The organism is Rhizobium sp. BK456 (assembly GCF_014194045.1).
Lineage (GTDB): Bacteria > Pseudomonadota > Alphaproteobacteria > Rhizobiales > Rhizobiaceae > Rhizobium > Rhizobium redzepovicii.
Map to the genome: position 1 here is coordinate 86,679 of NZ_JACIAO010000003.1, position 12,170 is coordinate 98,848.

A 12,170-nucleotide genomic window follows, 5' to 3' on the forward strand; every position below is an offset into this window, starting at 1 on the left:
CGGATCGGATTAAAATCATCCGGTTCAGACGCAGCCGCGAGACCCCGCTCAAGGGCGACGGACAAGCTCCTGAAGCCTTCATGGTAGGCACCGGGCCGCAGTTTCGTCAGTCGATCGATCTGCTGATGGCCCAGCGGAGCGATCGTCAATCCGAATGGCAATGCCGTGGGTTGAGGGCAGTCCCCTGCCTCGACGATCGCCATCACAGCGGGAGGCGATCCAACGACCGCCACATCGCTCTCGAGTTTAGAGCTCCCGAAGTTATCGCTCTAACGGCTGCGGTCCACGGAATCTGGCATATCAAGCGTGGGCACGGCAGAATGCCTCGAATTCCCGCGCAGGCGCAGTTCGATGGCGCTCCTTGTGTCTAAGCAAGGTGAAGCGTCGCGGCGGGAGCTCGACGTCGAGCATTCGCAACTGGCCATTCTCGACGAAGGGCATGACGATCGCCTCGGAGAGCGCCGTGACGCAGCCGCAGCTTCTCACGGCCGACAGTACCGCTTCGTTCGTGGGAAGCACCAGCGAGACGTCGAGTTTGGAAGGATCGATGTGAAGCTCGCGCAGCGACTGTTCGAGCACCGAACGCGTTCCGGAACCCGCTTCCCGCATGATCCATTTGAGGCGGCCGAGGTCCCCTGCTTCAATATCGTCGCGGTTTTCGGATCCGACGACAAGAACCAGCCTGTCGCTGGCAATCATGGAATTCGAAAGCGTGGGTTCGTCGACCATGCCTTCGATGAATCCCAGTTCCGCGTCGCCCTGCTTGACCGCCGCAGCCACGGTCATCGTGTTGCCGATCGTCAGATCGATATCGATGCCCGGATAAGCGTGGGAGAAGCCGAGGAGCCGCGAGGGCAGCCAATAGTTGGCGATGGTCTGACTGGCATGGATGTCGAGCGTACCGGTCTTCAGCCTGCCAAGCTCGGCGAGAACCGCCTCGGTTGCCTTGACTCTTGCCAGCGTCTCCTTGGCCTCGCGCAAAAGGACGGCCCCTTCCCTGGTCAATTGAATGCCGCGGCCAACCCGGTCGAAGAGCTTCACGCAATAGAACGTCTCCAGCGCCTTGACGGACGCGCTGACTGCGGAGGGTGTCAGTCGAAGAGCGGAAGCCGCCTGCGTGAGATGCTGCCGCTCGGCCACTGCCACAAAAATCGAAAGCTGCTCGAACGTCATCGAAAATCGTTCTCTCACACCGAATGAAATGTCAATAATTATTCGATGGAGGAGCACAAAACGGAGGACTATCCTACAAATAGAATTTCTTTTGGATATTTCATGTCGCCTTCCTCGAGATTGTTGGAAATCCTTCCCGGCATCGCCGCCTCCGTCGCGATAACCATCTTGGCGTGGGGCATGGTTTCTCTGGAGAAAGCCGTCATCGGCTTCGAAATCATCGATGGGCTGGTCTTCGCCATCCTCCTGGGCACGATGCTGCAGACCTTCGTGGGCCTGCCGGCCCGTTTTCATGCAGGGATCGCCTTCTCGAGCAAGGTCCTTCTGGAATTTGCCATCCTGCTACTCGGCGCATCCGTCAGCATAGCGACCGTCGCCGCGGCCGGCACCACCATGATCGTGATCGTCATGGGAACAGTGCTTCTCTCGCTGGTGACAAGTTATGGGATCTGCAGGATGCTTGGCCTTCACGACCAGCTGGCAACTCTTGTCGCCTGCGGCAATTCCATTTGCGGGAATTCTGCGATCGTTGCCGCAGCACCAGTGATTGGCGCCCGCGCGGACGACGTTGCATCGTCGATCGCCTTCACGGCGGCGCTCGGAATAGTCGTCGTCCTGGTGCTGCCGCCGCTTTTTGCGGTAACGCATCTCACGGAATGGCAATATGGCGTTCTTGCCGGCATGACCGTCTACGCGGTTCCGCAGGTGCTTGCAGCGACCACGGCCTGTCGGCGCCGTCAGCGTACAGGTCGGCACCATCGTGAAGCTCATGCGGGTCCTGATGCTTGGTCCGGTCGTGCTGCTGCTGCAACTCAAGAGGGATGCGGAGCATCCCACCCAAATCTCGCTTGCACATCTTCTGCCGTGGTTCATTGTCGGTTTCTTCGCGATGATGGGCTTGCGGAGCTTCGATCTCATCCCGCCGCAAGCCGCAACGGTGGCGAGGGAATCCTCGTCCGTGCTCACCCTCGTCTCGATGGCTGCCCTTGGCCTGTCGGTGAACATGCGGACGGTACTTGCCTCCGGCAGGCGTGTGCTGCTGGCCGGGGTGCTGTCGATGCTCGCGCTGGCGTTTATGAGCGCTATCGGACTGATGATCCTTCACCCCAACTGAAATCCTGCTTGCGGGCCTCACGCAGCAGGTTCATGCTTGTTTCTGTTAAGGCCCGTCGGTTGCGACCGGGATCCCGTCGCATATCTGGCCTTTCGTGGGACGGGTGCGATGGAGTGCGCCGGCTGCGGTTTCGATATTCAAAGTGGTTTTGCCTTCTGCCCGCGATGCGGCGCCAGGCAGCCCCTCTCCTGTGCTGCCTGCGGCTGTGCCTGTCAGCCGGATTTTGCCTTCTGCCCGAGATGCGGCGCGGCCATCTCGGGCCGAGTCCCGCCTGCGCCGAAGCCAAGCATCGAGGTGGTGCCGCATAAATCAGACAGCGATGCCGACCGGCGGCCGGTCACGGTGCTCTTTGCCGATCTCTGCGGCTTCACGACGCTGAGCGAGCAGATCGACCCAGAAATCATGCGGGTGCTGCAGAACGAACTATTCGAAGAGATGACGCAGGCGGTCGAGGCTTATGGCGGCTTCGTCGACAAGTTCGTCGGCGATGCGCTGCTGGCGCTGTTCGGCGCCCCGGTTGCCCATGAAGATGATCCGGTCCGGGCGCTCGGTGCCGCACTCGATATGATTCGGCGGGCGACTGACGTCGGCGACCGCTGGCGCTCACGCGCCGGTGTGCCGCTGCGTCTGCATATCGGCATCAATAGCGGGCCTGTCGTCACCGGCGGCTTCGGTGCGGTCAGCACAAAATCCTATTCGGTGACCGGCGACACGGTGAACACCGCCCAGCGGCTGCAATCGATGGCCGGCGAAAACGATATCCTCGTCGGACCGCTGACCTATCGCCTCACCCGCCATGCCTTTGCCTTCGACAGTCTTGGCGCGCAGACGCTCCGTGGCAAAAGCGGAAACGTCCTCGTCCATCGGCTGGCTGGGCTGCTGGAAGCGCCGCATACGGCGCGCGGGCTCGAAAGTTTCGGCCTTCAGGCGCCGATGATCGGACGCGATGGCGAGTTGTCGCGGCTGCTGACCTGCCTCGATCTCGCCTGCGGCGGTGCGGCGCAACTCGTCCGCCTGATCGGCGAAGCCGGTATCGGCAAATCGCGGCTGGTCAACGAATTCGTTGGAACCGCCGGCGATGCGGCCCGTTTCCCCGGCCTTGCCATCCGCAACGCCACCTGCTCTCCCCTCGGCGAACGATCCTATGGCACGCTCGCCGCGGTCGTGCGCAGCGCTTACGGTATCGGCGAGCGGGATGATCTCGCCAGAACACGGCAGCTGCTGACAACCGGATTCCGCGCTCTCGATCTCACCCAAGAGGATGTCGAGGGGCTTTTGCCGCTCTTTCTGCATGTCCTCGGTCTCGGCGACGCCGATGGGGCATTACGGCACATCGAGCCGGAACAGTTGCGGCGACAGATCTTCTATGCGGTACGCACCGTCTTCGAGCGGCGGTTGGCGCAAGGCCCTCTGTTGCTCGTTATCGAGGATCTGCACTGGGCGGACGTTGCCTCGCTGGAAGTGCTCCGCTTCATGATGGATCGGCTGGAGCGCAGCCGGCTGATGCTGCTGGCGATCTACCGGCCGACATCGCAGACCGACCCGCTGAACTCCGATCGCGTCAACGTGACCGTGCAACGTCTCGACCCGCTCTTTGCAGCCGATGGGCAGAAGTTGCTTGCTGCCTTTTTTGGCGAGAGCCATAGCAAGCTGCCAATGGCCATGCGCAAGCGCATCCTGGATCGGGCCGGCGGCAATCCGCTTTTCATCGAAGAAATCCTGCGCGGACTGATCGACATGGGCACGCTGCACCATGACGGTCATCGCTGGCATGTCGCAGCCGACGACACGGATGTCGATATCCCGGTCAATCTCCAGGCGCTGTTGCTCGCCCGCGTCGATCGGCTGCCGCAAGAGATGAGACGGTTGGCGCAGGAGGCTGCGGTTGTCGGCCCAAAGTTCGATACCGCCCTGCTCCGCACCGTCACCTCCGACCCGGCCGGCGTCGACGCGGCGCTGGATTATCTCTGCGATGCCAATATCATCGAGGAATTGCGCGGCCCGGATGCCGGCGGATCGCCGGGCTATCGCTTCAGCCAGACGCTGATGCATGACGTCATCTACCACAATCTGCTACTGCAGCGGCGCATGGAGCTGCATGGCAGGATCGGCCGCGTTCTGGAACGCCAATATGGCGAAGCGCCCGACCGGGCCGAGCACCTGACGCAGCTCGGCCATCACTTCAGTCTGACCACCGAGAAAGCCAAGGGCGCCGGCTATCTGATGGCGGCGGGCGATCTGGCGCGCAAGACCTACGCCAATGACGATGCCATGCGGCTCTACCATCAGGCCCTTGCCGCCTTCGCCAACGAGCCGGAGGTGTCGCCGGAGCAATTGGCGCTCATGGAGCGTCTTGGTGATCTCTGCGGCCCTGCCGGCCGGCGCGATGCTGCCTTGACCCATTATCAGCGGGCGCTTGCGATCCACCGCACCAAGGACGATCGGATCGCCGCAGCACGGATCCTGCGAAAGACCGGCCGTCTGCATCTCGACGCGGGGCGCCGCGACCAGGCGGAAACCCATTGCGCTGCGGCCGAAGCGTTGATCGCGACGATCGATGCGCCGATCGAACATGCGCACTTGCTGCAGGAGCGCGGCCATCTGGCCTTCCGCATGGGCGATCAGGCCGCTGCCGCCGAATGGGCGACGCAGGCGCTGCAGCGCCTGCAAACGCTGCCCGTCGACGGAACGACCGAGGCCGGACGGGAGGCAGCACGGGCGATGGCGGAGGCGTTGAACACCAAGGGTGCGGCGCTGGCGCGGCTCGGGCGCCGCCGCGATGCGGTGCAGGAAGTCGAGCGCAGCCTTTCGGTCGCTGAAAAGGCCGATCTGCAAAGTGCAGCGTGCCGCGCCTATTCCAATCTCGGCGTTCTCTACACCATCGTCGATCCGGCCAACGCCATCAGGATCTGCCGGCGCGGCCTGGAGGTCGCCACCCGCATCGGCGATCTTGGCTTCCAGGCGCGGCTACTCGCCAACCTCGCGGTTTCCTGCTGCACCTTTACCGATCGCTGCGCGGCCGAGGGTGTGCCGGCAGCGGAGAAGGCCGTCGAAATCGACCGGGCGCTCGATCAGCGCGACCATCTCTCCGTGCCACTGATTGTCCTCGGGCAGATTCATCAATGCCACGGGCAGCCGAAGCTAGCTCGTAAGTATTACGAGGAAGCCCTTGAGGTTGCAAAGGAAATTGACGAGCCGCAACTGCTCTTTCCGTGCTATGATGGCTTGGCGACACTGAGCCTCGAACATGACGATATGGACGAGGCGGAACGGTATTTCACGCTGGCGCAGGATGTGTGCATCCGCCACAACCTCGATCCAGGCACACTCGTCGTTTTGCCGTTTCTCGACTAACCTTCCTCCTGGTGTAACTTCTGGAGAGCGGTTAGTCCAATTACGTCAAATAGATAAAGGGAGGAATTAATCATGCAGGAGAACCACTCGGAAAGACCATTACAGCCCGGAGATCGCGCGCCAAACGTGGTGCTGGATGCGATTACTCGCCAGGGCAAGATCGCCATCGATGATTTTCGTGGCCAGAAACCGGTGCTTGTCGGGCTGTTTCGCGGACTGCATTGCCCCTTCTGCCGCCGGCAGATCGCCGCCATGGCCGAACTCACCGGTGCATTGCAGGAAAAGGGCATCGACAGCCTGACTGTCGTGAATACCCCGATCGAGCGTGCCCGCCTCTATTTCCGCTACCACCCGCTTCCCAACCTGCTGGCTGCTTCCGACCCGGAACGGATGTCACACAGGGCCTTCGGCTTGCCGAATGTCCAGTTCACCGAAGACGAGAATGACTGGCCGCACAAGCTCAGCATGAGCACGGTCACCTCGATGCGTATCGACATGCCGGGTGAGCTCCCGGAGCCGATGGATGTGATGGCGGCGGTGGACTATCTCGACAAGGCGGATGGCTACGAATTCACTGAGGACGACACGCAGATGATTGCGACCGGCCATGGCCAGCTTGTCGGCGAATTCCTGCTCGACCGAGATGGCGTCGTGCGCTGGTGTTTCACTGAAGTCGAAGACGGTGGCCGTCATATGTTCGGTGGTCCCGCCCCTCGGGAAGTGATGTCGGCAGCCTCGAATATGGCTGTTTGAAGCGAGTAATCTTTCCTCCGGGGATCGCCGTCTATCTCGGGCGCGAGGCCAGCCAGACGTGAAACGCTGCAACCTCGTATCGACTCAACGCCTTTGGCGCTGCGACGATGTAATACGCCCACTTCACAGGCCAGCGGACGTCTGGCAACAGATGGACCAGCCTGCCGCTGTCGAGTTCCTGCGCCACGAGCGCCTTGCGCACGAGGGCGACGCCCCTTGCCGCGACGGCAGCCTGAATGACTGCCGCCGTGGAATTGATCTTCAGCCCGCGTTCTATCGGAAGCCGGTTTGCGCCGGATCTCGCCAACCATTCCGCCCATGTCGGAAAGTCGCCGCCCGGATGCGGCGTGCCGTCAGCGTCTGTTCGACGATCCAGCCGGCGGTCACCTCCCGATCCACCTCGAGCAGCCGATTGTGGCACACCGCGATAATCTCCTCACTCATGAGGAATGTCGACTTCACACCCTTCCAGGCACCAAGACCGCAGCGTATGCCGATATCAGCCTCGCCCTGGGCCAGATCGATGACTCTGTCGGCGACATCAAGCTGGACATCGACCGTCGGAAAGTTCATCGAGAAGTCGTCCAATCTTGCCAGCAGACAGTTGGCAACCAGCGCCTGGGACGCGGTGACCACCACGACCGACCGGGCTTTCCTGCCGCGAAGCTTCCGCAGCCCGGTTTCGAGACGATCGAGCCCTTCCGCGATATCATAGAGCGTCGGGCATGGTCACTCGATCGACCAGGCGGCATTGGGCATCCAATGGCATATCCTCGCCATGTATGCCCCGAGCTTCGTCACCGGCCGCCTGATGGTGCGCTTCGGAAAGGAACGGGTCGCGGCCGTCGGTCTCCTCCTCATCGGCAGCTCGGCGGCGGTCGCGCTCTCCGGCTTCGACATCTCCCACTTCTGGCTCTCGCTGGTTCTGCTCGGGATCGGTTGGAACTTCGGCTTCATCGGAGCAACCGCGATGGTCGCCGACTGCCATACGCCGGCCGAACGCAGCAAGGTGCAGGGGGCAAACGACTTCGTGGTCTTCGGTACGGTCGCCTGCGCGTCCTTCTCGGCCGGGTCGCTTCTCCACAGCTCCGGCTGGGAAACGATCAACTTGATCGTGCTTCCGGCGGTCGCCCTGGTGCTGTTTCCGTTGGTCTGGCGGGCGGCGCGGCCCGGCGATCACTCGGGAAGACCGGCCTTGCGGTAGCCATCGACAAAATGCGCAAGCGTCCGAGCGTCGCGGAAGGGCTCGGTCGCCGCCCAGTGGCGAATGGAAAAATGCGGGTTGGCGACGAGGAAGAGATCGGTCTCGGCGCGTGCCTCGTCGGGCCGGCCGAGCTTGGCAAGGCTTGCCGCCAGGAAACGGCGTGAGCTTGAGCGATAGGTCTCGTCGCGGCGCAGCGTCTCGACGGCGGCCGCATATTGGCCGGCCGCATATTGCGCCTGGCCGAGCGTCAGATAGTACCAGCTTGCCGGAAACGGGTTCAGCCGGAACGCTTTGCGAATATGCTCGAGCCCCTCGCCGACCCGGCCGGCAAGGACGGTGATGTCGGATAGCGCGGCAAAAGTATCGGCCTCATTCGGGTCGAGCTCGATCGCCTTGGCGAATTCCGCATCCGCTTCGGCGAAGTCGCGCTCATAGGCAAGCAGGTAAGCCAGGACCCAACGGCAGCCGGCATCGTTGGGATCGAGCGTGACGGCCCTGCGTGCCAGTTCTAAAGCGAGGCTGCGGTCGAATTCCGTCGGCCCGCCGCTATGGATCCGTCCCATCCAGTGGTTCATGGCGAGCCAGCGATAGGCCTCGGCATAATCAGGGTCGAGGGAGACGGCGCGCGTCAGCATCAGATGCGCTTCCTCAGCCGCCTGCGGGGAATCATCCATCAGCCTGCGCGCCCGCACACAAAGGTCGTAAGCCTCAAGGCTGATTGGCCGGTTGCGCGGCGGTGGTGCGCGCAGCCGCCCGAGCAGCGCCTCGACGATCTTTTCCGCCACCTCGTCCTGAACGGCAAAGATATCGTCGAGGCTTCGATCGAAGCGTTCGGCCCACAGGTGATCGCCGCTCGCGGCGTCGATCAGCTTGGCATTGATGCGGACCCGTCCTGCGGCGCGTCGGGCACTGCCTTCGAGCAGGTAGCGCACGCCGAGTTCCCGAGCGATCTCTCGCATGTCAACCGCCTTTCCCTTGTAGGAAAACGCCGAGTTGCGGGCGATGACGAACAGACCCGGCATCCTGGAAAGGTCGGTAATCAGGTCTTCGGTCAGCCCATCGGAGAAGAATTCCTGCTCGGGGTCATCGCTGATATTGACGAAGGGCAGCACAGCAATGGATGGCCTGTCAGGCAGCGGCAAAGCCTTTCGCTTGACGCCACCGGGCTGATCTGTGGCCCCGGTGAAGCGGTAGCCGACGCGCGGAACCGTGGCAATCCACTCGCCGCCGTTTGCAGCAGGGCCAAGCAGCTTTCGCAGCTGCGCGATCTGGACGGTGAGGTTGCCCTCCTCCACCGCCCTGCCCGGCCACGCCGCATCCATCAACTCGGCTTTGCCGAGGATTTCGCCCGGCCGCCCGACGAGCGCCGCAAGCAGCTTCAGCCCGCGGTGGCCGACGGCCACGGGATCGTCATTCCGAAGGAGCGTTCCCGCCGCCGGATCAAGCACGAACGGACCAAATGCAAAACGCGATCCCTGCATAGCCGCATCCTAGAGTCTTTAAAGCTTGGATGAAACTGTTCGTCCGCTTAGTCCGCGTGGTATCGAGGATGCGAGCAGTAATGGCGGCGACCACGCGGCCTGAACATAGACCGTCGAGGTGACACGCATGGTTTTCTGGATAGCGGCTGCGGTCGGGTTGGCGATCGCCTATCTCCTCGGTTCGATACCCACGGGCTATCTGGCAGGCAAACTGCTGAAAGGCATCGATATCCGGGAACATGGCTCCAAATCCACCGGAGCAACGAATGTATTGCGAACGCTCGGCAAATGGCCGGCGTCGATGGTGCTTCTGGTCGATGTACTGAAAGGTGTGGGCGCAATCGCCTTTGCGCGCGGGTTCTGCCTCTGGCTCTCGACAGTCCCATCATCCACTCCACCGGCAGCCTTCGATCTGCAGAGCTCGGAGCCTTGGGCTGTCTGCCTGGCGGGGTTTGCTGTGTTGCTAGGGCATAGCCGGTCGGTCTGGCTCAATTTTGCCGGAGGCAAGTCGGTTGCGACGGGGCTCGGCATGCTGCTGGCGATGTCATGGCCCGTGGGTTTAGGGGCCGCGGTGGTTTTCGGCGCCGCGCTGGCTATCTCCAGGATTGTTTCCCTCAGTTCAATGCTGGCGGCGTTGACGGCCATGGCCCTGGTCTGCGGCCTGGAGCAACCGCTGCCCCAGCGGCTGCTGGTGATCGCCGGCGGCGTTTACGTGATTGTGCGCCATCGCGCCAACTTTCGGCGGCTTCTGGCTGGGACGGAGCCACGTCTGGGCAAAGTTGCCTAAGAGAAAAAGAGCAATGACCCCATCGACGGCTTGCTGCGAGAAGCAGGATCAAGCCTGCCGGACGATGGCGCCGATCGCATTGACAAGAAGCCGCGAGGCGGTGAGCGCCGACAGACCGTCAATGTCGGCGGGAGGATAGAACTCGACAAGGTCGAATCCCGCGATCCTCGCCCGCCTGCCGAGGCCGGCGATCAGGTCGACCACCTCAGAGTAAGTGAGGCCACCAGGGGTACGCGCCGCCACACCAGGCATGATGCCGGGATCGATGCTGTCGCAATCAAGGGTGACGACGACCTGCGCTCCTTCCGGGATATGCTGGAGAGCGGCGCCGACGCCCTGGCTATGAACCTCGCGAGCGGTCACAAAACAGCTGCCATAGCGTTGCGCCGCTTCGATGTCGGCGGTGCGCGCGCTGCCGACACTGCGCAAGCCGACTTGCACCATGCCGGCGACATGCGGCATCTCGCTCGCCCGGCGCATCGGACTTGAATAGCCGTGATGTTCGCCATGCACCTCGTCGCGCCAATCGATATGGGCGTCGATCTGCAGGACCCAGACCGGCCCTTGCGCCGCAAAACCGGCAAGGAAAGGAATGGTCACGGAACAGTCACCGCCGAGCAAGATCGGTATGGCCGGCAATGCCAATACCTTTCGCGTCTTCGCCTCGATCCGCGCCCGGTTGCCGATATTGTCGTGCATGGTTGTCTCGACATCGCCGGCGTCGGTGCATGCGATCGGCTTGCCATCGAACAGCGGACCGCCGAGATCGAAATCCCAGTGCTCGATGAGCCCGGCATCGTCCTGGCTTGCAGCACGGATGGCGCCGGCCGCCAAGGCATAGCCGCCGCTGTCCTTGCCGGGATAGGTCGTGCCGTGGGCGGCCGCGAAAATCACCGCCCGGGGCAAGCAGTCATCAGCGAGGCGATTGGGAAGGCCGAGAAAGGAGGGCGAGGCGGTCATTTCCTGATGGTCCTGCGTTCGATCCTGACCTGTTTAGCGCCTTTGGAAATTTTTGAGAACTTTTTGGGAGAGCTTAATTACGGCGTTCGCCATATCCCGCAGAATTCATCCTCCTAAGCCGACGGGCTCCAGGGTTCTGAGGACATAGGGTCTGACGAGGATATCTGCATGAGTGCCGAAAACACCCTATCACTAAGGGAGGCCCGTATCCCATGGGTGGCGATGGCAGGGGTCATCGCGACCGTTACGGTATTCGCCGTGGCGCAGGGGCTGACCTATCCGCTGCTGAGCTTCATCCTGGAGCGGCAGGAAACGACATCCGGCCTGATCGGCCTGTCGGCGGCGATGACGCCGCTGGGTTTCATTGCATCGGCGCCCTTCATTCCGGCGCTCTCACGGCGCCTCGGCGGGGCGCGGCTGGCCATCCTGTGTTCGATCCTGGCCGCCCTCACCCTGATTGCGATTGGCTTGATGCAGAATGTTTGGGTCTGGATGCCGCTGCGCTTCCTGCTCGGCGTCTTTGCCAATCCGCTCTATGTGATCAGCGAGACCTGGCTGATCACGATCACGCCGGCGCCGCGGCGCGGCCGGATCATGGGCCTTTATTCGTCGATTGTTTCGGCTGGCTTCGCCATCGGCCCGCTGTCGCTCGGCTTCACCGGCACGGAGGGCTGGCCACCCTTCATGATCGGTATCGCGGCCTTCCTCGCCTGTGGCTTCATCGTGGTTGCCGTCGCACCACGCGTGCCAAAGATGCCTCGCGAAGGCGAGGCAACATCGCTCGGCGGCTTCCTCGTACTGGCGCCGCTGCTGATGTTTGCTGTTTTCACAGCTGCCGCCTTCGAGCAGATCCTGCTTTCCCTATTCGCGGTCTATGGCGCGGCCCTCGGCAGCGCCATGGGACGGATCGCTGCGCTCATCACCTGTTTCATTGCTGGCAACGCGGTGATGCAGATCCTGCTCGGCCGCGTCGCCGAACGGCTTGGCTCGACAAGGACCATGTCATTCTGCGTCCTGGCTTGCCTTGCCGGTTGCCTGCTGCTGCCGCTGGTCTTCAACGCATGGCTGATCTGGCCGCTGGTTTTCGTTTGGGGCGGGGTCTCGTTCGGGATTTACACCATGTCGCTGATCCAGCTCGGCGAACGTTTCACCGGCCAGGCCCTGATCGCCGGCAACGCGGCCTTCGCTTTTACATGGGGCATCGGCGGTATGGTGGGCTCGCCCGCTGCGGGATTGGCGATGCAATTGATTGGACACCAAGGGCTGCCGATGTCGCTTGGCCTACTCAGCTGTGTCCTGGCGGGGGTTCTGTTGGCGGCGAGACGGCGGGGCGGGTGAACCCTG

Annotated in this window: 9 protein-coding genes and 2 pseudogenes; 6 read left to right on the forward strand and 5 right to left on the reverse strand. The window is 62.6% G+C overall.

Annotation, left to right across the window (positions count from 1 at the left end; all coding sequences use genetic code 11):
• Positions 1-300: 300 nt before the first annotated feature.
• Positions 301-1,173 carry a LysR substrate-binding domain-containing protein gene (locus tag FHX03_RS10045; protein ID WP_183853490.1) on the reverse strand — a complete coding sequence of 291 codons (873 nt, stop codon included), beginning with the start codon at positions 1,171-1,173 and terminating at the stop codon, positions 301-303.
• 102 nt (positions 1,174-1,275) lie between these two features.
• Here FHX03_RS10045 and FHX03_RS35085 point away from each other — a divergent pair.
• From FHX03_RS35085 to FHX03_RS10060, 3 genes and pseudogenes are all read left to right on the forward strand, one after another.
• Positions 1,276-2,287 (forward strand): annotated as a pseudogene (locus tag FHX03_RS35085) (YeiH family protein).
• 108 nt (positions 2,288-2,395) lie between these two features.
• Positions 2,396-5,641, forward strand: a complete 3,246-nt coding sequence (locus tag FHX03_RS10055) for an adenylate/guanylate cyclase domain-containing protein (protein ID WP_183853492.1) — start codon at positions 2,396-2,398, stop codon at positions 5,639-5,641.
• 72 nt (positions 5,642-5,713) lie between these two features.
• A complete protein-coding gene (locus tag FHX03_RS10060; protein ID WP_003586427.1) occupies positions 5,714-6,394 on the forward strand; it encodes a peroxiredoxin-like family protein in 681 nt (226 codons plus the stop codon).
• Between the two features lie 31 nt (positions 6,395-6,425).
• Here the strand turns inward: FHX03_RS10060 and FHX03_RS34900 are convergent, their stop codons facing one another.
• Together FHX03_RS34900 and FHX03_RS34905 are read right to left on the reverse strand one after the other, a co-directional pair.
• Complete coding sequence (locus FHX03_RS34900; RefSeq protein WP_275593024.1) at positions 6,426-6,701, reverse strand: LysR substrate-binding domain-containing protein; 276 nt, start codon at positions 6,699-6,701, stop codon at positions 6,426-6,428.
• The gene (locus tag FHX03_RS34905; RefSeq protein ID WP_312865336.1) at positions 6,668-7,033 is read right to left on the reverse strand and encodes a LysR substrate-binding domain-containing protein; all 366 of its coding nucleotides are present in this window, start codon (positions 7,031-7,033) and stop codon (positions 6,668-6,670) included. Before FHX03_RS34905 ends, FHX03_RS34900 begins: the two co-directional genes overlap by 34 nt.
• Before the next feature lie 79 nt (positions 7,034-7,112).
• On the opposite strand from FHX03_RS34905, the pseudogene FHX03_RS10070 reads away from it, so the two are divergent.
• Positions 7,113-7,598: pseudogene (locus FHX03_RS10070) on the forward strand (MFS transporter); the annotation flags it as partial.
• On the opposite strand, the gene FHX03_RS10075 reads toward FHX03_RS10070, so the two are convergent.
• Positions 7,571-9,079: a winged helix-turn-helix domain-containing tetratricopeptide repeat protein gene (locus FHX03_RS10075; protein ID WP_183853494.1), complete on the reverse strand. Its 1,509-nt coding sequence runs from the start codon at positions 9,077-9,079 to the stop codon at positions 7,571-7,573. The pseudogene FHX03_RS10070 and the gene FHX03_RS10075 sit on opposite strands and share 28 nt — an antisense overlap.
• 127 nt (positions 9,080-9,206) lie before the next feature.
• Here FHX03_RS10075 and plsY point away from each other — a divergent pair, with 127 nt between their 5' ends.
• Positions 9,207-9,866, forward strand: a complete 660-nt coding sequence (plsY, locus tag FHX03_RS10080; protein ID WP_183853496.1) for a glycerol-3-phosphate 1-O-acyltransferase PlsY — start codon at positions 9,207-9,209, stop codon at positions 9,864-9,866.
• Positions 9,867-9,914: 48 nt separating this feature from the next.
• On the opposite strand, the gene FHX03_RS10085 is transcribed toward plsY, so the two are convergent.
• Positions 9,915-10,826: an agmatinase gene (locus FHX03_RS10085; RefSeq protein WP_097628881.1), complete on the reverse strand. Its 912-nt coding sequence runs from the start codon at positions 10,824-10,826 to the stop codon at positions 9,915-9,917.
• Between the two features lie 168 nt (positions 10,827-10,994).
• Here FHX03_RS10085 and FHX03_RS10090 point away from each other — a divergent pair, with 168 nt between their 5' ends.
• The gene (locus FHX03_RS10090; protein WP_183853498.1) at positions 10,995-12,164 is read left to right on the forward strand and encodes an MFS transporter; all 1,170 of its coding nucleotides are present in this window, start codon (positions 10,995-10,997) and stop codon (positions 12,162-12,164) included.
• Positions 12,165-12,170: the final 6 nt, after the last annotated feature.